Annotated in this window: 18 protein-coding genes and 1 tRNA gene; 14 read left to right on the top strand and 5 right to left on the bottom strand. The window is 37.4% G+C overall.

Annotated features, from left to right (window positions below):
- Positions 1-216: 216 nt before the first annotated feature.
- The 3 genes from AC2A07_RS16110 to AC2A07_RS16120 form a co-directional block, all read right to left on the bottom strand.
- Positions 217-290 (bottom strand) — tRNA-Asn (locus AC2A07_RS16110).
- Positions 291-371: 81 nt separating this feature from the next.
- A complete protein-coding gene (rseP, locus tag AC2A07_RS16115) occupies positions 372-1,718 on the bottom strand; it encodes an RIP metalloprotease RseP (RefSeq protein ID WP_484051232.1) in 1,347 nt (448 codons plus the stop codon).
- A gap of 104 nt (positions 1,719-1,822) precedes the next feature.
- Positions 1,823-2,263, bottom strand: coding sequence for a DUF6646 family protein (locus tag AC2A07_RS16120; RefSeq protein WP_484051233.1), 441 nt, complete (start codon positions 2,261-2,263; stop codon positions 1,823-1,825).
- 99 nt (positions 2,264-2,362) lie between these two features.
- On the opposite strand from AC2A07_RS16120, the gene AC2A07_RS16125 reads away from it, so the two are divergent.
- On the top strand, positions 2,363-3,121 hold the full coding sequence (locus AC2A07_RS16125) for a nitrilase-related carbon-nitrogen hydrolase (protein WP_484051234.1): 759 nt from the start codon (positions 2,363-2,365) through the stop codon (positions 3,119-3,121).
- A gap of 95 nt (positions 3,122-3,216) precedes the next feature.
- On the opposite strand, the gene AC2A07_RS16130 is transcribed toward AC2A07_RS16125, so the two are convergent.
- Positions 3,217-3,522 (bottom strand): thioredoxin family protein, encoded by a 306-nt coding sequence (locus AC2A07_RS16130; RefSeq protein WP_484051235.1) that lies wholly within the window; start codon positions 3,520-3,522, stop codon positions 3,217-3,219.
- Positions 3,523-3,571: 49 nt separating this feature from the next.
- The gene (locus AC2A07_RS16135; RefSeq protein WP_484051236.1) at positions 3,572-4,981 is read right to left on the bottom strand and encodes an MBL fold metallo-hydrolase; all 1,410 of its coding nucleotides are present in this window, start codon (positions 4,979-4,981) and stop codon (positions 3,572-3,574) included.
- Positions 4,982-5,269: 288 nt separating this feature from the next.
- Between AC2A07_RS16135 and AC2A07_RS16140 the strand changes: the two genes are divergently transcribed.
- The 13 genes from AC2A07_RS16140 (at position 5,270) to AC2A07_RS16200 (ending at position 20,967) form a co-directional block, all read left to right on the top strand.
- On the top strand, positions 5,270-6,796 hold the full coding sequence (locus AC2A07_RS16140; RefSeq protein WP_484051237.1) for a helicase HerA-like domain-containing protein: 1,527 nt from the start codon (positions 5,270-5,272) through the stop codon (positions 6,794-6,796).
- Positions 6,797-6,970: 174 nt separating this feature from the next.
- Positions 6,971-8,194 (top strand): 3'-5' exonuclease, encoded by a 1,224-nt coding sequence (locus tag AC2A07_RS16145; RefSeq protein ID WP_484051238.1) that lies wholly within the window; start codon positions 6,971-6,973, stop codon positions 8,192-8,194.
- 256 nt (positions 8,195-8,450) lie between these two features.
- A complete protein-coding gene (gene lysA, locus AC2A07_RS16150; protein ID WP_314493908.1) occupies positions 8,451-9,650 on the top strand; it encodes a diaminopimelate decarboxylase in 1,200 nt (399 codons plus the stop codon).
- Positions 9,651-9,854: 204 nt separating this feature from the next.
- A complete protein-coding gene (locus AC2A07_RS16155) occupies positions 9,855-11,588 on the top strand; it encodes a thiamine pyrophosphate-dependent enzyme (protein ID WP_484051239.1) in 1,734 nt (577 codons plus the stop codon).
- Between the two features lie 11 nt (positions 11,589-11,599).
- Positions 11,600-12,829 carry an MFS transporter gene (locus tag AC2A07_RS16160; protein WP_484051240.1) on the top strand — a complete coding sequence of 410 codons (1,230 nt, stop codon included), beginning with the start codon at positions 11,600-11,602 and terminating at the stop codon, positions 12,827-12,829.
- A 107-nt stretch (positions 12,830-12,936) separates the two neighbouring features.
- Complete coding sequence (locus AC2A07_RS16165; RefSeq protein ID WP_484051241.1) at positions 12,937-13,680, top strand: energy transducer TonB; 744 nt, start codon at positions 12,937-12,939, stop codon at positions 13,678-13,680.
- A 126-nt stretch (positions 13,681-13,806) separates the two neighbouring features.
- On the top strand, positions 13,807-15,243 hold the full coding sequence (miaB, locus tag AC2A07_RS16170; protein ID WP_484051242.1) for a tRNA (N6-isopentenyl adenosine(37)-C2)-methylthiotransferase MiaB: 1,437 nt from the start codon (positions 13,807-13,809) through the stop codon (positions 15,241-15,243).
- Between the two features lie 34 nt (positions 15,244-15,277).
- Entirely contained in the window at positions 15,278-15,508 is a 231-nt protein-coding gene (locus tag AC2A07_RS16175; protein ID WP_484051243.1) for a hypothetical protein, read from the top strand.
- A complete protein-coding gene (locus tag AC2A07_RS16180) occupies positions 15,492-15,947 on the top strand; it encodes a hypothetical protein (RefSeq protein WP_484051244.1) in 456 nt (151 codons plus the stop codon). The genes AC2A07_RS16175 and AC2A07_RS16180 overlap by 17 nt, the downstream gene beginning before the upstream one ends.
- 70 nt (positions 15,948-16,017) lie before the next feature.
- Entirely contained in the window at positions 16,018-17,298 is a 1,281-nt protein-coding gene (locus AC2A07_RS16185; protein WP_484051245.1) for a sigma-54 interaction domain-containing protein, read from the top strand.
- A 10-nt stretch (positions 17,299-17,308) separates the two neighbouring features.
- Positions 17,309-18,010 carry a hypothetical protein gene (locus AC2A07_RS16190; protein ID WP_484051246.1) on the top strand — a complete coding sequence of 234 codons (702 nt, stop codon included), beginning with the start codon at positions 17,309-17,311 and terminating at the stop codon, positions 18,008-18,010.
- A 16-nt stretch (positions 18,011-18,026) separates the two neighbouring features.
- Entirely contained in the window at positions 18,027-18,548 is a 522-nt protein-coding gene (lptE, locus tag AC2A07_RS16195) for an LPS assembly lipoprotein LptE (protein ID WP_314493891.1), read from the top strand.
- A gap of 1 nt (position 18,549) precedes the next feature.
- Positions 18,550-20,967, top strand: a complete 2,418-nt coding sequence (locus AC2A07_RS16200) for a hypothetical protein (RefSeq protein ID WP_484051247.1) — start codon at positions 18,550-18,552, stop codon at positions 20,965-20,967.
- The last annotated feature ends 28 nt before the right edge of the window (positions 20,968-20,995 follow it).

Below are 20,995 nucleotides of genomic sequence, written 5' to 3' on the forward strand. Positions count from 1 at the left end.
CAGTCAGATGCTCTAACCAACTGAGCTAAGGAGGAATGTTCCTCTTTTAAGGTGGGGCAAAGATAATATGAAAAACAATATCAAGCAAATATTTTTTAATCAAAATTGCCTGAAACCTGCTATCAGATTATTTTTCAGGAATTTAAATTTTAAAATAATTTGAAACAGGGAAGTCTTAAAATCAAAAAAGACCTACATTGCTGTAAGTCTTTTTTGCTCCTCCTCTTGGGCTCGAACCAAGGACCCTCTGATTAACAGTCAGATGCTCTAACCAACTGAGCTAAGGAGGAATGTCCCTATTTTTAGGTGGTGCAAATATAGGACTGATATTTAAACCACGCAAGTTTTTTATTTAATTTTTTAAAATAAAATTAAAGACTTCCAGAAATCCATTTAAAAATATCACTTCCGAAAATCAGTAACATTAAGCCTAACAGGAAGATAACCCCAACCATCTGTGCGTTTTCCAAAACCTTCTGTGGAACCGGTTTTCCGACAATCATTTCATATAAAGTGAAAATAACGTGCCCCCCGTCCAATCCTGGGATCGGAATTAAGTTCAGGAATGCCAGCCAGACAGAGAACATTGCTGTAAAACTCCAGAAAGCTGTCCAGTCAATAGATACACTTCCGTCTTTTGCTTTGTCAACCGGCATGTTTTTAATGATCGCTAACGGTCCGCCTACCTTCTTATAACCCTGTACTTTTTTGTTGAAGATTAATTTAAACTGCTTTACCTGATACGTTAAGCTTTCAATACTTCTTGTGAATCCTCGTCCTACAGACTGTCCGAAAGAGAAATGCTTGGTTTCATAGAACTTGGTTAACTGCTTATAAGAAGAAATTCCTAAAGTTCCTTCTTTAGATACGGGAAGTACAAGTGGCTGCAATACATTGGCTCTTAAAACTTCGACATTAAGGTTTTTATCTGCATTTTTTGTAATAACAGCCTGAAGCTCGTCATAATAATTGATTTTCTGATTGTTCACAGAAACAATCTGATCACCTACTTTTAAACCGGCTTGTATCGTTTTGGGACTGATGATCGTGTCAATCACAGCGGGAAATCTCGGGGTAAGAAATGCTTTAGGATTTTCATCTCTGAAAGCCATTGCCTTTCCGTCGTCATTGGTAGGGAAGGTTACTTCCTTTCCGTTTCTTAGAACAGTGATGTGGTCACTCAATAGAACGTCTAAAGCTAATTTATCAAGATTATTCTGGGTTTTTCCGTCAACCTTTAAAATTTTATCTCCATCCTGAAAGCCCATTCCTTTTGCGACACTCGTGTAGTTCATCGGAGCATCGACTTTTGCTGTGTCAAAAGAAGTTTCACCGTTAAAAAATGAAAGACATCCGTAGATCAGCCACGCCAGGAAGAAATTGACAGTAACCCCACCCATCATAATGATCAGTCTCTGCCAGGCCGGTTTTGCTCTGAATTCCCAAGGTTGAGCAGGTTGCTTCAATTGTTCGGTGTCCATACTTTCATCCACCATTCCGGCAATTTTTACATAACCTCCGAACGGTAACCATCCGATACCATATTCAGTTTCACCGATTTTTTTCTTCGCTAAAGAAAACCATGGGTCGAAGAACAGGTAAAATTTTTCCACTTTGGTTTTGAACCATTTTGCGGGTAAAAAGTGCCCAAGTTCATGAAGAATGACTAAGATAGATATGCTTAATATGAATTGAAAGATCTTAATTGCTAATTCCATTAATTGTTTTTAGATTTTAATTTGCAAAGGTAACAATTATCAAAAGGATGCCAAACAAAAAAGCTCCTCTAAATGAGAAGCTTTGTCATATATTTTGACTGTTTTTAGAAATTGAAAGAAACTCCCAGGCTTCCGTTGTTACCTACTTCTGCAAAAACACCTACTTTATCAGTAAAGAAATATCGTGCACCGATATGAGCGCCGATTCCGAAGTCTCTTCCGAGAACACCTAAATCCACTCCGGGATAAATATCCAGCTTCTCCGGTAAGTCAAGTGCTTCTTTCAGATGGAAATTAACTCTTCCGAAAATAAAAACCCTGTTGTCTTCATTATTGTCTTTATAGCCGTCAAAGTATGCATTGGCTCCGGCTCCCACCGATATAAGTTGATTCAAACCGTAATCATATGTGGCGGCGATTCCTGTTCCGTAACCCCACGCATTAAGCCCTAAATTTACTTTCTGATCTCCTTTTCCAGTATAGGCCTGGGCGCTTAATGTTGCTCCTGTAAAAACAAGCATCAGCATAAAAACCAATTTCTTCATATGTTTTATTTTTAAATTACTACTAATGACAATTTGCAGCAAATATAAAACCGAAATCAGGAAAAAACTGTAATTTTATACAACTTTTGAAATAGAAATATGAAAATTATTGGATTAAATCAGGATATTATCTGGAAAAACAAAACCGAAAACTTTAAATTAATAGAAAATCAACTGCAGAATCAGGATGCAGATCTGTTTCTTTTGCCTGAAATGTTCTCTACAGGTTTTTGTATGGATGCCGCTGAAGTTTCTGATAAAAATGAAGAGTCTCTGGAGTTTCTAAAGAAAATTTCCAAAGAAAAAAATACGGCTTTTTCTGGAAGTGCTTCTGTTGAAGAAAACGGAAGATTTTATAACCGGATGTATTTTATCAAACCGGATTCTGAGGTTACTTTTTATGACAAAAGGCATTTGTTTTCTTTTTCAGGAGAAGATAAGATTTATACTTCCGGTGACAAAAGAGTAATTGTAGATTATCTTGGGTTACGTTTTCTGCTGCAGGTCTGTTATGATTTGAGATTTCCGGTTTTTGCAAGAAACAATGATGATTATGATGCAATACTATACGTTGCGAACTGGCCGGAAAAAAGAGTGGGAGCCTGGGAGCATTTACTGAAAGCCCGGGCCATTGAGAATTTATCCTTCGTTTTTGGCTTAAACCGAATAGGGACAGACGGTAATGATCTTTATTATCAGGAAAGTTCGCACTGCTTCTTTGCTGACGGTAAAGAGATTGCCGAGAAAAAAGGAAATCTGGTTTCCGCAGAGTTAAATCTTGAAGAACTGAAGAATTTCAGAAATCATTTTCAGTTTTTGAATGACAGGGATAATTTTAAAGTTGAAGGCTTGGGATAATTAAAGATACATTCACGGGTTTCACGGATTTTTTATTTTCACTAATCCGTGAAACCTTTATGAATAGATGTGAGTTTTAAAATTCAGCTTGACATTCAGCTCTGAATATACTGTTCTAAAAGTTGTGTCAGGCGATTCACATCATGAACCCCGCTTTCTTTATAAAGTAATTCTCCTTTTTTGAAAACTGCCAGAGTAGGAACGCCACGGACACCGTATTGAGAGGCAATGGCTGGATATTGATCAATATCTATCTTTACAATTCTTGCCCCTTCGCCAACCTTTTCTTTAACAGAAGTCAAAACTGAAGACTGCACTTTGCAGGGTTGGCACCAGGTTGCGAAAAAGTCGATCAATACCGGTCTTTCTGATTCAATAAGTTCCTGAAATTTTTGTGACATAATAAATTTTTAAAATATTTCAGCAAGAATAATTCCAAATAGATTTCTGTTAAAGCGTTTTTGACTGGCAGACAAAATCAGAGATCGCAAGCTTTTCTGTCTTTTTGATTCCGTTAAAACCTCCCTCTACTTCACTAAAATTCCTGATTCCCCGTGAGTTGAGAATGCTTGCAGCAATCATACTTCTGTAACCTCCTGCGCAGTGCAGGAAAAAATGTTCAGAATCATCTATGGTTGATACCCATTCACTGATATCATCAAGAGGCTTGTTATAGGCATTGTCGATATGTTCTGCAGAATATTCTGTTAATTTTCTGACGTCAATAATTTTTGAGTTTTCATTAAATTGTTCTGCAAATTCTGCAGGAGAAATTCTGTTCACCTCATCAATTTCTTTGGTGGAATTTTGCCATGAATTGAACCCTCCCTTCAGATAACCTAAAACATTGTCAAATCCGACTCTGCTTAACCTTGTGATAACTTCTTCTTCCGTGCCTTCATCACAAACCAATAGCAATGGATGCTTAACGTCTACGATCAGGTTTCCCACCCATGGGGCAAAATCACCCTTTAATCCTATATTGATAGAGTTTGGAATAAAACCTTTATGAAAATCTGCAGGACCTCTCGTGTCTAAAATCAAAGCTCCGGTTTCGTCTGCGAAACTTTCAAAATCTTCTACAGCAACAGGGTTCAGGCCTTTCTCCATCACATCATCAAGGCTGTCGTATCCCCCTTTATTCATCGCAACATTCATCCCGAAATATTTTGGAGGAGCGGTAAGACCATCAAGCACTTCTCTTACAAATGACTCTTTATCAGGCTGATTAAGAGCGTAGTTGGTTCTTTTTTGGTTTCCCAGAATATCAACCGTTTCTTTTTGCATGTTTTTTCCACAGGCAGAACCTGCACCATGAGCGGGGTAAACGGTAATACTGTCATCAAGAGGGAGGATTTTACTGTGAAGGCTTTCATACAGAATTCCTGCAAGGTCTTCCTGAGTCATACTGGTTGCTTTTTGCGCAAGGTCAGGACGTCCTACATCTCCCAAAAATAAAGTATCTCCTGTGAAAATAGCTGTTTCTGCTCCGTCTTCGTCAATCAGCAGATAGGTTGTGCTTTCCATGGTATGACCGGGAGTGTGAAGGGCTTTTATTTTTATATTTCCAACTTCAAAAATCTGATTGTCCTCTGCGATAACTGCTTCAAATTCAGGTTGTGCAGTCGGTCCGTAAACAATCGGAGCATCCGTCTTTTTGCTTAAATCCAAATGACCTGAAACAAAATCTGCGTGAAAATGAGTTTCAAATATATATTTTAAAGTAACATTGTCTTTTTCTAAGCGGTCAAGATAAGGTTTTACTTCTCTCAGGGGGTCTATGATTGCAGCTTCGTTTCCTGATACGATATAATATGCGCCCTGTGCCAGACAGCCGGTATATATTTGTTCAATTTTCATTGATTTTTATTTAAAATAATTATAAAGATACAAAGTAATGGATTAATTATAAAGAAATGATAATTCTGATTGATAGTTTCTCTCAATATGATAATTTTTATATTTTCAATATCAATGGAACTTCTTCAATATCAGATCAAAAGAGTAGTGGTAAAGTATATAAAAAAAGTAGACTGTTTTATATCATATTGAATAATATTCAATTTCAATTTAGTTTGTTAAGAATTTGACACAAGGGAAACCGTTAATTTATAAAAAAAATTTACCTTTAAGAGTTAAAAATATCAAATGGCAGACAAAACAAAATTTATTGACGAACTTTCCAAAAGATATACTCCAAAAGGGGAAAATATAATTCTTGGAAAAGGAATGCTGGACGGTGACGTTGTCACAGAAGTCAATGTTACTATTCCTTTAAAAACAATCAACCGCCATGGTTTGATTGCGGGAGCCACAGGAACCGGGAAAACCAAAACCCTTCAGGTTTTTGCCGAGCAACTTTCGCATGCAGGAATCCCTTCTCTGGTTTTAGATATAAAAGGTGATTTTTCAGGGATTGCACAGGCGGGACAAATGAATTCTATTATAGAAGAACGCTATGCAAAAACACAGCTTCCTTATAATCCGCAGGCTTTTCCTGTTGAGCTAATGAGCATCTCAGGTGGAAAAGGAGTTAAATTGCGGGCAACAGTTACTGAATTCGGACCTGTTTTGTTGAGTAAAATTTTACAGTTGAATGACACACAGCAAAGCATCATGTCGATTGTTTTTAAATATTGTGATGATAAAGGTCTACCTTTGATTGACCTGAACGATTTAAAAAAAGTTTTACAATATGTAACTGATAATCCACAGGGGAAAGCCGAACTGTCTGCTAACTACGGATCCATTGCATCTGCATCTTTAGGTGCCATTTTAAGATCGATCGTAGCATTGGAACAGCAGGGAGCGGCAGGTTTTTTTGGTGAGCTGAGCTTTGATGTTCACGATCTGCTTCAGACACGGGAAGGAAAAGGCGTCGTTAACATTTTAAGAGTTGCGGATATTCAGAGCAAGCCCCAGCTGTTTTCTACCTTTATGCTTTCTCTTTTTGCTGAAATCTACATGACCTTCCCTGAAGAGGGCGATAGTGGAAAACCAAAACTGGTTTTGTTTATCGATGAAGCGCATCTCATTTTTGATGAATCCTCAAAGGCTTTGGTTTCACAGATCGAAACGATGGTCAAACTCATCCGGTCAAAAGGAGTGGGGATTTATTTTATTACTCAGATTCCGGGAGATGTTCCGGAGAGTGTGCTTTCACAGTTGGGTCTGAAAATTCAGCATGCATTAAGAGGTTTCACGGCAAAAGATAAAAAAGAAATTTCTAAAGCAGTTGAAAATTATCCGTCCACAGATTTTTACAAAGCTTCTGAACTGATACAGAATCTGGGGATAGGGGAAGCGTTCATTACAACTTTAGATGAGAAAGGAATTCCTACCCCTTTAGTTCACACTTATCTTATTTCTCCCGAATCCAGAATGGATGTACTGAATGATGCAGAAGTTTCAGAATTAACAGGCAAATCAATGTTGGTAGCAAAATACGAAAAACCGGTAGATAATGAATCTGCATATGAAATACTGGTTAGAAGAATGGAGCAGGCAGTTGAAAATTCAACATCGGCACAAAAAACAAAACCGATAAAAGAACAGCCTGGAATGTTTGAACAGGTTTTAAAAAGCAGTGCAGGAAGAACTTTTGCCAATACGCTCATGAGAGAAGGTGCTAAGGCAATATTGGGAATGTTTGGCTTAGGTGGAAGAAAAAGGTAAAGGTATGCCTAAATATAATGACGGATTATAGAAGGCAGTTTTGCTGGAATCGAAATTTAAATAGAGGTTTGTTATTGTGAATCAGGGTGATTTGATTATTTTAGCAGATTATTATTTTGTACTGATATAGTAAGGGTTCAGTTTTTGATAGAAATTCTAAGTTAGATAAAATAAATGTATTCAGTTATAGATATAGAAAGCAATGGTGCAGGTTTCAGAAAAGAATGCATTATCGATATCGCCATTTTTAGATATGATGGTCATAAGATTGTCGACCAGTTTATTTCGCTTGTAAACCCGGAAAGTGACATTACGCCTTTCGTTCAGAAATTAACCAATATCAGTCCTAAAATGGTAAAGACCGCTCCGAAATTTCATGAATTGGCTAAGAGGGTTATAGAAATTACGGAAGGAACCACATTGGTGGGGCATAACATCGATTTTGATTACAGAATGCTTCGCCAGTCTTTTCAAAGGTTGGGCTATGACTATAAAATCAGTACCCTTGATACAATTCCTTTAGCTAAAAAACTTATTCCGGATGAGGTAAGCTATTCATTGGGAAAACTGGTGAAATCCTTAGGTATTCCATTAGTGAACGCGCACCGTGCAGAAGGTGATGCCAGGGCTACTTTGGAATTATTCAGACTGTTGGTTTCAAAAGATACCGAAAACGAAATTATCCAGAAGCAGCACGATGAGACCAATGCAAAGTCTTATATCAATAAAATCAAGCTGCTCACCCAGGACCTTCCGAGTGAGAAAGGATTTGTTTATTTTCAGAATGAATCGGGAAAGATTATTCTGTCAGATTATGTACAGGATATCAACCGATTTTCCAAGAAGCTGTTCAATTCCAAATCGAAAAAGTTCGAAGAGATTCAACGTGATGTTGAGCAGATTAACTTTGAACTGACAGGGACTGATATTATTGCCAAACTGATTTTAAACTCAAAAGGAATCAAAAAAAGAGAAGTTTTTCCCTTTGGACTTTATTTCAGGAACAGTAAATACCTTGTTGAAAAAAATACACTCAACAAATCTGAAAAACCGATTCTTAAATTCAAGGCCTTTACACAAGGTTCAAAAGCCGTCCAGTTCATCAGTAAAATTGAAGAATACAGGGAAATCGAAACGTTTAAAAAGAAAATTGATTTCAAAAAACGAAACGAACTCTGGCTTGGAAGCGGCAGGAGGTTAGGGGAAAAGTTATTTTTGATTATTGAAAATGGTAAGGCCGTATCGTATGGTTTTTATGAGTTATTTACCCAAATTCAGACTTTAAATAAAATTTCAAAACTGAAGATTGATCTCCCCATGTCTGCAACAGACTTAAATAATGATTTGCAGTTAGCATTGATTAAAGGAGATTTTGAAACGCTACCGTTACCAAAATAGGAGAACATTTGGCAATCCAATGTTATTTTATGAAGAAGAAAATGTTTTTCAAATCCGTTTTCTCAAAATAAATAGTATTTTTGCAATAGAATTAAAAAAAGCAATGCAAAATTTTAAACAAAATCAAACTGGAAAAAAGGGAGCTGTAAAGTTTTCAAAGGTTTGGAATACCTAAAAGAGTTGCCTTGCATAAAAAATAAATATTGCGGCAGACTCTTTTCGAAGAATCTGCCTTTTTTTATGTTAAATTAAAATTATGAACTCAAAAGATTTGCTACAAATTGCCAATGAGTATGGCACGCCGGTGTATGTATATGACGCTGAATCTATCAAAACCCAATATGAGAAGCTTACTTCTTCTTTTTTAAAACATACCAAGTTCTTTTACGCTGCAAAGGCTTTAACGAACATAAATATTTTAAAATATATCAAGAATCTGGGCGCTTCTCTGGACTGTGTATCCATCAGCGAAGTGAAATTGGGATTAAAAGCGGGTTTCCCTAAAGAAAAAATCCTTTTTACACCGAATTGTGTTGATTTGGCAGAGATTGAAGAGGCAATGCAGCAGGGAGTTCATATCAATATTGATAATATATCGATTCTTGAGCAGTTCGGGAACAAATATGGAAATACTTATCCTATTTTCGTTCGTATCAATCCGCATATCTACGCCGGAGGAAACCATAAAATTTCAACAGGACATATCGATTCAAAATTTGGGATTTCTATACACCAGATGCGTCATATCGAACGTGTAATGAAAAGCACCAATCTGAATGTAGAAGGTCTTCACATGCATACAGGAAGTGAAATCAAAGATCCTGAAGTATTTTTACAGGCTCTTGAGATCATGCTTGAATTGTCCGAACATTTTCCCAATCTGAAATATCTGGATATGGGAAGCGGTTTCAAAATCCCTTATCAGGAGAGCGATCTGGAAACCGATGTAAAAGCTTTAGGAAAGAAAGTGGAGAAAGCAATTTCAGATTTTTCCAAAGAGACCGGCAAAAAATTCGAACTCTGGTTTGAGCCCGGAAAATTTCTGGTTGGAAAATGCGGATACCTTCTGGTAAAAGCCAATGTGATCAAGCAGACAACAGCCACTGTTTTTGTTGGAGTCAATTCAGGATTCAATCACCTGATCCGTCCAATGTTTTACGATTCTTATCATACCATTGAAAATTTATCCAATCCAAAAGGAGCGGAGCGGATTTATACAGTAGTAGGAAACATCTGTGAAACCGATACTTTTGCCTGGGACAGAAAATTGAATGAAGTGAGAGAGGGTGATGTGCTGGCATTCCATACTGCAGGAGCCTATGGTTTTGAAATGAGTACCAATTTCAATTCAAGATTAAAACCGGCTGAAGTTCTTTTCCTGGATGGTAAAGCACATTTAATAAGAAAAAGAGATGAGTTTGAAGATCTTCTGAGAAATCAGATTGAAGTCCTTTAGAAAATATTTAGCTCCGCAAGAAATTGCGGAGCTTTTTTTGCTATCTGATAAAAACCAATTAATAAGAAATTCATTCAATGCTTCGTTTTGAATCTTTTTATTGGTTAAATTTGATTATTCATTTATCATCAAAAAAAAATTATGAGATAAATTAATTTCAGATTCTATTTTCTTAGTAGAAATTAATTCAAAAAAATATCAATTATGGCTAAAAATATAGCAGAGCAGATTGTTGAGATGCTCGAAAATGCCAATGTCAAAAGAATTTATGCTGTAACCGGCGACAGCCTGAACCATTTAAATATGGCTGTTAAAAAAAGCAGCATCGAATGGATTCATGTTAGGCATGAGGAGGTAGGAGCTTATGCAGCTGCGGCTGAAGCGGAACTTGATGGTTTTGCAGTTTGTGCAGGCAGCTGCGGTCCCGGTCACATTCATCTGATCAACGGAGTGTATGAAGCACACCGTTCTCATGTTCCCATGTTGGTTATTGCTTCTACAATTCCAAGTAACGAAATGGGAATGGATTATTTTCAGGAAACCAATACCATAAAATTATTTGATGACTGCAGCTATTATAATCAGATGATTACAAGACCTGAGCAGGTACAGCGAACACTACAGACTGCCATTCAGCACGCAATTTCCAAAAAAGGAGTAGCGGTCATCGGGCTTCCGGGTGATGTTTCTGAACTTGATGCCGAAGAAACAACCACTTCCACCCAGATATTTAAAACCAATCCGGTCGTCAGACCTTCAGACGAAGAATTGAATCATCTGGCAGGCCTCATCAATGAAAGTAAAAATGTAACTATCTATTGCGGTATCGGTGCTGAAAAATCGAATGCTGAGGTTGTAGAATTAGCTAAATTTTTAAAAGCTCCTGTAGGATATTCTTTCCGTGGAAAAATGGCAATACAGCCTAACAATCCGAATGAAGTTGGATTGACCGGTCTTTTAGGATTGCCTTCAGCCTATCATGCCATGCATGAAGCAGATCTTGTTCTGCTGTTGGGAACAGACTTTCCTTATGAGAAATTTATGCCTGTAAAAAATAAGATCGTTCAGATAGACGAAAGCCCTGAAAGATTAGGGAGAAGAGCCAAATTAGAACTCGGCCTTGCAGGTGATATAAAAGAAACGATCAAAGCACTGCTTCCTTTGTTAAAAGAAAAAACAGATGTCAATTTCCTGAATCAGCAACTGGAATTTTATGAAAAAGTAAAAGAGCATCAGCTGACTTATGTAAAAGAATTTGGAACCGAAGATGCCATTCAGCCTGAATATGTTGCGCACACATTGGATCAGCTTGCCAAAAAAGATGCTGTGTTTACCGTTGATACAGGAATGTGCTGTGTCTGGGGAGCGAGATTCATTACAGGAACCGGCGAACGTAAAATGCTGGGATCATTTAATCACGGATCAATGGCGAACGCAATGCCGATGGCAATCGGAGCCTCATTAGCTTATCCGGGAAGACAGGTGATTGCCATGTGTGGTGACGGCGGTTTATCAATGCTTTTAGGGGATATGGCGACCATTTTCCAATACAAGCTTCCAATAAAACTGATTGTTTTTAACAACCGGAGTCTTGGTATGGTAAAGCTTGAAATGGAAGTGGGGGGAATGCCGGATAACGAAACCGATATGGTAAATCCTGACTTTGCAATGATTGCTCAGGCTATGGGATATCCCGGAAGAAATGTGCATAAACCGGAAGAGGTAGCCGGAGCGATTACAGAATGTTTAAACCACGACGGACCATATCTCTTAAATATTTTCACTAACCCAAATGCTTTGGCACTGCCTCCTAAAATTGAATTTGAGCAGGTTATCGGGATGACAAAATCTATGGCTCAGCTGATGCTGGGAGGTAAAATGGAAGAAGCTTTGGATACCGTAAAAAGTAATTACAAACATATCAAGGAATTATTGTAATGAGCAGTTCTTTGAAAAAATTCTATGTAATAGCATGGATCTTCGGTCTTATATTTTATTTTTTAGATTATGTGATCAGGGCTGCACCTGCAGTGATGATCCCGGAATTGGTCAGTAACTTTAAAACAACTGAACTTAAACTGATCAGCATGGTAGGAACCTACTATTACACTTATTCCACATGCAGTTTAATCGCAGGTATAGCCCTTGATAAATTTGGTGGAAAGAGATCACTCTTCGCCGGATGCCTGATTTTAGGGATAGGATGCCTGTTATTTTTAATATCCACCCAGACAGCGGGAATTACGGGAAGATTATTACAGGGTGCCGGATGTGCTTTTGCTTTTCCTGGCTGTGTGTATCTTGCCAGTAAAGGTTTTTCCTCAAAATTGCTGGCGACAGCGATCGGGGCTACCCAATGTATCGGAATGCTGGGAGGAACTGCAGGGCAGTTTTTGGTAGGTCCCTGGGTAGAGGAAGGAATTAACATCAACAGTTTCTGGCTTTGGTCAGGTGTTATTACCATCATTACGGCTGTGCTTCTTTATTTTTTCACTCCTAAAGATGATAAAGCAGATCCTGAAGAAAAGCCTCATCAGTCTGTTGGCTATCTTGATACTTATAAAGTTGTTTTTAAAAATCCCCAATCCTGGCTTTGCGGGATTATTTCTGGATTGCTTTTTGCGCCGACCACAATATTTGCAATGACGTGGGCAGTAGCGTTTTTCGAGAAAGACAGACAGTTTTTATTTCGTGATGCAACGATTACCAGTGCGATGGTTGCTTTTGGCTGGGCTTTCGGCTGCCCGCTGTTAGGTTTTATTACTGATAAAATAGGTCGCAGAAAGCCGGTTCTTGTTGGGGGTGCCCTGCTTATGATTCTGAGTTTTCTTCAGATGATCTACCTGCCGGATCTCTATGCTGCGAAAGTCAGTATGTTTATTTTTGGAGTAGGTTCGGGAGCTGCTATGATTCCGTATTCAGTTATTAAAGAGACCAATCCTGATCATGTAAAAGGAAGCGCAACCGGAGCAATCAATTTTATTACTTTTGGTGTCACTACTTTACTGAGCCCGGTTTTCAGCCGATGGTTTGGGAAAAGTTTAGATGTGTCATCCGGAAATTTACATTTTCAGCAGTCCGTTTTATTCTGGATTGCAGGAATTGTCCTGGCAATTTTAATCTCGTTCATGTTAAAAGAAACGGGAAGCAAAGGGAAAAATCAGACGGTTACTGCTTAATCTTTTTGAATTTATATTAAAAAGACTTCATACAACAGTATGGAGTTTTTTTTTGATCCCAATTGCCTGATGCTTATCTTTGCTCCAAACATTAAATTCATCAGCAAATGATTAAAAAAATAGTCTTCTGCTATATCCTGCTCATTATTTCTATCTCCATATCTGCGCAGGTCGGCAATGAATCTTTTTACTATTACCCTCATAATCAGGAATCTTACAAAGGGGGAGATGCAGAATTTTATAAAGATTTTCATCAGATACTATTGGATAAAAAACTCAGACCCTGCGAAAATAAAAACGAGCTTTATCTTCTCAAGGTAATTGTAAACGAAAATGGATCAGTAAAATATTTGAAAGATGAGACCAATTCTGAGATGGCAGAAAAAAATAAATGTGCCTATGATCTCGGACTTCAGGTTGTAAGGTATATGGATAAGTGGAACCCTGTTGAAATCGATGGTGAGAAAAAACAGGGGATAGTAAGTTATTATATTTTTCCGGATGCCCTGTTTGAAAATTATAAAGACGGATATTCTCAGGAAGCTGAGCCGGCTATGCTGGAGGGTTTGCCGGGTGGCATCAATAAATTCCGTGCTGAAGTGGTAAAAAAAATAAATCTTTACGGTTTTCAATGGAAAAAAGGTTTTAAACTGGTAGCGCTATTTACGGTAAATAGAGAAGGCATCATTGAAAATGTAACGTTAGAAAATTCTTCGGGACTTCCTGAGTTTGATAAAAGGATTATTAACGGAATAAAAAATGTCAGGAAAAAATGGAGTCCTGCGAAGATTCACGGTACTCCTGTCAATTACAGATTCAGGCTTCCTCTGAGTTTTGGTAATCCGGATTAACTCCTGACATTCTGTCACAATATTTTGTATCTTTGCAGACTTAAATAGTTTAATGTTTTTGAATTCCGTTTCAGAGTTTATTTGTGGAATATGAAACATTGAAGATTAATGATTAAACCGACGATTGTGCAAGAAAAATATATAGACGAGACTAAACAGGGAGAAGCTTTTGCTATTGCAGAGAAAACCGGAAATTCTAAAAAACTTTTTTTAGAAAGTTACGGTTGTCAGATGAATTTCTCTGATTCTGAAATTGTTGCTTCTATTCTCAATGATCAGGGATATAATACCACACTGAAGGTTGAAGAAGCAGATCTGATCCTGCTGAATACCTGTTCTATCCGTGAAAAAGCTGAACAGACTGTAAGAATGCGTCTGGCTCAATTTAAAAATCTAAAAAAAGAAAGACCCAACATGACGGTTGGAGTGCTGGGCTGTATGGCCGAAAGGCTTAAAACTAAATTTTTAGAAGAAGAACAGCTTGTTGATCTTGTGGTTGGCCCTGATGCCTACCGGGATTTACCGAACCTTTTAAAAGAGACGGAAGACGGAAGAGATGCGATCAATGTCATTCTATCTAAAGAAGAGACGTATGCAGATATTAATCCCGTCCGATTGGGAGGAAATGGGGTTACTGCTTTTGTTACGATTACCAGAGGCTGTGATAATATGTGTACGTTTTGTGTAGTTCCTTTCACAAGAGGAAGAGAAAGAAGCCGTGATCCGTTTTCAATTTTAGAGGAATGTAAAAGCCTTTGGGAAAGCGGTTACAAGGAAATCACACTTCTCGGGCAAAACGTCGATTCTTACCTTTGGTATGGCGGTGGTCCCAAAAAAGATTTTGCAAAAGCTTCAGAAATGCAGAAAGCAACTGCAGTAGACTTTTCAAAGCTTCTCGATTCGGTTGCCAAGGCGGTTCCTCAAATGAGAATCAGATTTTCAACCTCGAATCCACAGGATATGAGCCTTGACGTTTTCAGAACTATGGCAAAACATGATAATATCTGTAATTACTGCCATCTGCCGGTGCAGAGCGGAAGCAACAGAATGCTGGAAGCAATGAACAGACAGCATACCCGTGAAGAATATTTAGATTTAATCAGAAAAGCAAAAGAAATCGTTCCCGATATTTCTTTTTCTCAGGATATGATTATCGGTTTCTGCAACGAGACAGAAGAAGATCACCAGGATACCTTAAGCCTGATGAGAGAGGTGGAATATGATTATGGCTATATGTTCTCCTATTCTGAAAGACCGGGAACTCCGGCTCACAAAAAAATGGAAGACAATATTCCTGCAGATGTCAAACAAAGACGTTTGGCTGAAGTGATTGCGTTGCAGGGCGAATTGTCAAGAAAAAGAATGCAGGGATACGTAGGAAGAGTTCACAGTGTATTGATTGAAGGAATCTCCAAGAAGAATAAAAACCAGTGGAAAGGCAGGAATTCCCAAAATGCAGTCTGTGTTTTTGATATGCTGGAAGGCCAGAAACTGGGTGACATTGTGGATGTTTTTGTATTTGATAATACACAGGGCACACTTTTAGGGGAAACCGTGAAATAATTTAGAGTTTTAATCTTTAAATTTATTCAAAAAAATGATTGATCTGCAATTAGCTCAAGTTTTTCAGACTTTTTCTGCATTAATAAGAAATGCAGATACTAAAATCATGGGCGGTGCTGATCAGCTGACAGTGCTTAACTGCATTGAACTGGAGGGTGAGATTGTAAATAACGGGCAAAAGAAAAAGGGATCAAGCTCTACAGCTGCAGATCGCAAAACATATTTTATGAATCATTTAAACTCAGACAATGGAGAAATTTCATAAATACTGCCTGAGTGTATTATTGGTCATCGTTTGCGGTAATATCTCGGGACAGATAACAGGTGAATCGTCAAAAAATGGAAAATGCGGCGCTCTTAATGAATTTTACAGTCATTTTTTAAATGATGGCTTTGAAACTTCGCCGGAGTTTTGTTTAAAAAACAGGCTTCCTCATAATACTGCAATCCGTTATAGACAGAATGCAATGGATCTCCTTGGAAAATTCTTTCCAGCCAGGCAGGACTGCAGTTCTGATCAAAAAAAATCAGCATCCCATTTTACACAGAGAGATCATTGTCATCAACTTCTGAAAGTTTTCAAAAGACAGAACAAAGTAAATGATTTTACTGAAAATATTTATTTTAAAAGTAAAGCTGCGAAAATTAGAAATAAAGACTATTTAGATTTAAAGGAGAGTTTTGAAACGGAGAAAAACGTTTAAAAGAATCATCTCAAAAAGTTTACAGTATGCAATGACAGTAATGTAAACTTAAAATCTTAAAATCAAAAAAATGGCAGAATTACAATCTATAAAAGCACGTTTCGGGATCATAGGAAATTTTCCGGCTCTTAACCGTGCGCTCGAAAAATCTATTCAGGTAGCCCCTACCGATATTTCCGTTCTTGTGATCGGGGAAAGTGGAGTGGGAAAAGAATTTATTCCCAAAATAATTCATTCAGAATCAAAAAGAAAGCATCAGCCGTATATCGTTGTCAATTGTGGAGCAATTCCTGAAGGAACCATAGATTCCGAACTTTTCGGACACGAAAAAGGGGCATTTACAGGAGCTACTGCAACCAGAAAAGGATATTTTGAAGTGGCAGACGGCGGAACCATATTCTTAGATGAGGTTGGTGAACTGCCTTTACAGACACAGGTTCGTCTTTTAAGAGTTTTAGAAAGCGGTGAATTTATGAAAGTGGGATCATCACAGGTTCAGAAAACCAATGTAAGAATCGTTGCGGCAACCAATGTGAATATGATGAAGGCAATTCACGACGGACGATTCCGTGAAGATCTGTTTTACCGTTTAAATACAGTGCAGATTGATATGCCGGCTCTTAGAGAAAGAAAAGGTGATATCCATTTGCTTTTCAGAAAATTTGCAATTGATTTTGCCGAAAAATACAGAATGCCCGAATTACAGCTGGAACCCAGCGCAGTGCATTATATAGAGAATTACGCATTTCCGGGAAACGTCAGACAGCTCAGAAATTTAGTGGAGCAGATGACTGTTGTAGAAACACACCGAAGTGTAACGGTCGAAAAATTAGCAGAATATATTCCGATGGATTCTCATTTGCCGATGATCGTTAATCATCCGACATCGCAAAAGCAGACTGATTTCGGAAATGAAAGGGAAATTATGTATAAGATTCTCTTTGATATGAGAAACGACATAAATGATTTAAAATCCTTAACTTCGGAATTGATAAAAAACAGGGGGACTTCGGATCTAAGCAATCAGGAAAAGAATTTGATCAACAGGATTTATACGCCGGAACCGCAGCAGAATGCAAGCCCGAATTCATTACTGTTTTTTGAAAATAATAATCAGAACGTTCAGAATCCAACCATAATTTCAAATTCTGACGACAGTTATGAAGATTTTGAAGACATTGAGGTTGAAGAAAACAAACCCGAATCTTTATCACTGCAAAACAATGAAAAAGATTTAATTATCAAAGCATTGGAAAAGCATAACGGAAGAAGAAACAGAGCGGCAGACGAACTGGGAATTTCTCAGAGAACTTTGTACAGAAAAATAAAACAATATAACTTAGAAGACTAAATCAACAATTATGAATGTAAATTTTACCGCAAAACCAATTAATTTTAAATTGGGCGAATACATTAGCAAAGGTTTTGAACTCCTGAAAAAAGATTTCGGAAATATTTTCGTGGCATTTTTATGCTGCTTTGTAATGGCCATTATTCCATTCTGTGGAATGTTGGGTGCAGGAAATTTTTATCAGTATCTCAGAAAAGTAAATAAAGGGCAGCAGGCAAGTCCGGGTGAAATTTTCAATTTTGATAAATTTATGCCCTACTTTATTCTTCAGCTCATTGTTATCGGAGGGATTTTAGCGGTTTATATCCCGATATTTATCCTGTCGATTCTTGCAGGGGCAATCAATGGTGGTGAACAATCAGCATGGTTTTCCGTTATTATGGTTCCGTACGTTCTTTTAATGTATGTGGCTGTGTTTTATTTTGTACTGAAAGGATTCTACATTCCTGCATTGATTTCCTTTAAAAATGTAACAGATATCAAGACTGCATGGAATGCTTCCAAAATTATGTCAAAAGATAATTTGCTGTCTATATTTCTGTTTTCATTGGTAGTAGGATTTCTTTCTCAGATAGGAATTATAGCTTGTGGTATCGGTTTGTTTGTAACCTTGCCATTTGCGTACACTGCCAATTATTTTGCTTATGAAGACGCCATGAACCAGATTGAGCACGATGAGATTTCAGAAATAGGAATCAAAGAAAAATTTTAAGTTTAAAAACGTTACAATGAGTCAGTTGAAAAACCTCTTCCTTTTAATAATCGGTGTTGTATTTTTAAATTCATGCTACACCTTTACCGGATCTTCGCTGAAAGATGAAAAGACGGTACAGATCAATGAATTTCCAAACAATGCTCCTTTGGTTAACCCTACTTTATCACAGCAGTTTTCTACGGATATTCAGAACAGGTTTTTACAGAGAACAACCCTCAAAGGAACAAAAGAAAACCCGGATATTTTAATTGAAGGTGAAATCACAGATTATACCATCACTCCTACCACCATCAGTTCTACAACGCAGAATACAGCTGCTGGAGTTATTCAGGAATCTCAGAATAAGCTGACGGTCACGGTGAAAGTTCATTATGAAAATAAACTGCATCCTGATTTGAGTTTTGACCGAACTTATTCTGATGAAGCGGTATTCAACAGCAGTCTGTCTCAAAGTGCCATAGAAACGAGCCAGGTGAAAATTGCAACAGACAGAATTATCAACAAAATATTTAATGATATCGTAGCGAATTGGTAAAATGATACATACTAGAGTTTTAGAATTATTAAAAAATCCGAAAAATATTCAGTCAGAAGATCTGCATCTTTTGAAAGAGGAAATTGATTCTTTTCCTTATATTCAAAATGTACGGGCACTTCATCTGTATGGTGTTCATTTATATGATAAGGAAAATTATCAGAAAGCTCTTTCTGAAACAGCTGCGTACACGACCGATAAAAAAATACTGTATCAGCTGATCAATGGTAAAGTTCAGAAACTCAAACTGGAAACTACTACAGAAAATCAAGAAGTTGTTTTTCAAACAGGTACAGATATTCCATTTAAAGAGAACGAGGGATTAAGTGAAAATAGGGATGTAGTTCCTGAGAATACAACAGATATTCAGACTGTAGAAAACAGGATAGTAGAAGAAAATGAAAATAAGCAGCAGGAAAATCCTGTAAGAAAAGAAGCGAAAAGTTTCTCAGATCATGATTATGAAGCGGCTTCTGAAGGTTTGTTGGCTGATCAGCCGGAAATTGTCCATTTGGTTGTAAATGGGGAGAGAAACCGAATTTTATTTGAGGGGGAAGAAAATTTTCTTGACGAAAATGATAACGAAACCATTGATATTGAGTCAACCTTGGAATCTGGCGTCATTGTAACGCATAAATCAGTTTCAAAGCAGGGTATTCTGAGTCAAACAGATAAAGAAGATGTAATAGTTGCTGAGGAATTAGCAGGAACATCTTCAGAAAAGGTTGCTGATTCATCAGCACAAATTGATGAAGTAACAGAAAATACGGAATCGACTTTACTACAGGATCCTTTTTTACAGACAGAGGAAATTAAATCTGAAAATACCACCGATACCCATTCTGATAAGACAGAAGAACTTGTAGAAGTACCAAAATCTGCATCAGTCATTGATGAAGATGAAATAGATTCTGTAAAAACTGCTGAAAAAATAAAGGATGAGAATGAAGTAAGTTTCCAGAAAGTTGAATCTTTTTCTGCTGAAACTTCAAATGAACAAATTATTCAACCCGGATCTGTTGAAGCAGATGATCTTGCAGAAGCCGCAAATTCTGAATCAGTCACTCACGAAGATGAAATAGATTCTGTAAAAGTTTCCGAAAAAATTAAAGATGAGAATGAAATAAGCTTCCGGAAAGTTGAATCTTTTACAACTGAAAATGAAACTGATCATGAAAATAATGATAAGGTTGGGCCAGATCAAACAGAAGAGATTACTGAAGCTGTAAATACAGAACGGATCATCGATGAAGGCAAAATCGAATCTTCACAAGCTGCTGAAAAACTGAATGATGATGCTGAACTGAGTTTCCACGGAACAGAATCTTTTCTGCCGGAAATTAAAATCGAATCCGGTACAGTCAAGTCATTATTATCTGAAAATTCAAAGCCAAATATCAACAAGCATGAAGATGAAATGCGACGTTTGATAGAAGAAGTGGAGAAAAGGATGAAGGAAAGAAAAGACATCGTTCCGGAAACAAAAGAAAAAGATGAAGAAGTCAGCCATGATATCAGTTTTGCAGAAACACAGGCATTTCATGTAGGTGAAGAGCAAAAAGCAGCCGAAGAAGTGGTAGTAACAATTGCCGAGTCAATTGTAGAGGAAGATCTGGAAGAAAAGAAACTGGAGGAAGAGAATAAGATCACTGAAAATGATATTTTGCAGACGGATGCTGAAGAAGAAAATATTTCTACATGGAAACCCATGAGTTTTGAAACAAGCCGTCCCGATTCTTTACTCATTAAATCGCCTGAAATTTCTAAGCCAAAAGAAGAAATTCCTATGGAAGCAGAAACTTCAAACGATGAGTCAGCAGAGGATTCAGAAAAAGAAATTCCAGCTGAAAATAAAGGAGAATCCAATGTATCTTCAGAATCTGCGGAAGAAGAAATTCAGGTTGAATCGGTGACATCTTCTGAACAGCAAAAAGAAGAAGCTCCGGTAATGAATGTGTCATTTTTCGGGTCAGATATTGCGAGTTTAGGACTGTCTTACAAATCTGATCAGAAAGAGAAAGCAGAATCCAGGGAGCAGGACAGAAAAATGGCTCAGCAAAAAATTGATGACAGTAATATTCCCGGATTTATCAATACCTGGCAGAGCTGGTTAAAAATTGATCGTGTTGAAGACACCCCGGTAGATAAAACCGAGATTAAAAATAAAGTCATTGAGTCATTCATTGAAAATAATCCGAAGATCAGTCAGCTGAAAGATGAAGTGAATTTTGTTGTAAAAGAGAAAACCGATGATATTTCCCACTTGATGACTGAAACTCTGGCTAATTTGTATATTGAGCAGAAACTCTATTCAAAAGCCATGAATGCATTTTTGATTTTATCCAACAAACATCCTGAAAGAAAAGAGTACTTCGAAGAAAAAATTCAGGAAATCAAAGACAACCGGGGAAAAAATTAATGATATCCTTAAAAATAAAAACGGCAGA

The organism is Chryseobacterium sp. HNCC26DJ238, from assembly GCF_057180465.1.

Excerpts from the sequence above, each read along its gene's own strand:
- AC2A07_RS16180 (WP_484051244.1), top strand. The coding sequence starts at position 15,492 with ATGGAGAAATTTCATAAATACTGCCTGAGTGTATTATTGGTCATCGTT.
- lysA (WP_314493908.1), top strand. The coding sequence starts at position 8,451 with ATGAACTCAAAAGATTTGCTACAAATTGCCAATGAGTATGGCACGCCG.
- AC2A07_RS16175 (WP_484051243.1), top strand. The coding sequence starts at position 15,278 with ATGATTGATCTGCAATTAGCTCAAGTTTTTCAGACTTTTTCTGCATTA.
- lptE (WP_314493891.1), top strand. The coding sequence starts at position 18,027 with ATGAGTCAGTTGAAAAACCTCTTCCTTTTAATAATCGGTGTTGTATTT.
- AC2A07_RS16190 (WP_484051246.1), top strand. The coding sequence starts at position 17,309 with ATGAATGTAAATTTTACCGCAAAACCAATTAATTTTAAATTGGGCGAA.
- AC2A07_RS16200 (WP_484051247.1), top strand. The coding sequence starts at position 18,550 with ATGATACATACTAGAGTTTTAGAATTATTAAAAAATCCGAAAAATATT.
- rseP (WP_484051232.1), bottom strand. The coding sequence starts at position 1,718 with ATGGAATTAGCAATTAAGATCTTTCAATTCATATTAAGCATATCTATC.
- AC2A07_RS16130 (WP_484051235.1), bottom strand. The coding sequence starts at position 3,522 with ATGTCACAAAAATTTCAGGAACTTATTGAATCAGAAAGACCGGTATTG.
- AC2A07_RS16125 (WP_484051234.1), top strand. The coding sequence starts at position 2,363 with ATGAAAATTATTGGATTAAATCAGGATATTATCTGGAAAAACAAAACC.
- AC2A07_RS16135 (WP_484051236.1), bottom strand. The coding sequence starts at position 4,981 with ATGAAAATTGAACAAATATATACCGGCTGTCTGGCACAGGGCGCATAT.
- AC2A07_RS16120 (WP_484051233.1), bottom strand. The coding sequence starts at position 2,263 with ATGAAGAAATTGGTTTTTATGCTGATGCTTGTTTTTACAGGAGCAACA.
- AC2A07_RS16145 (WP_484051238.1), top strand. The coding sequence starts at position 6,971 with ATGTATTCAGTTATAGATATAGAAAGCAATGGTGCAGGTTTCAGAAAA.
- AC2A07_RS16140 (WP_484051237.1), top strand. The coding sequence starts at position 5,270 with ATGGCAGACAAAACAAAATTTATTGACGAACTTTCCAAAAGATATACT.
- AC2A07_RS16165 (WP_484051241.1), top strand. The coding sequence starts at position 12,937 with ATGATTAAAAAAATAGTCTTCTGCTATATCCTGCTCATTATTTCTATC.
- AC2A07_RS16185 (WP_484051245.1), top strand. The coding sequence starts at position 16,018 with ATGGCAGAATTACAATCTATAAAAGCACGTTTCGGGATCATAGGAAAT.
- AC2A07_RS16155 (WP_484051239.1), top strand. The coding sequence starts at position 9,855 with ATGGCTAAAAATATAGCAGAGCAGATTGTTGAGATGCTCGAAAATGCC.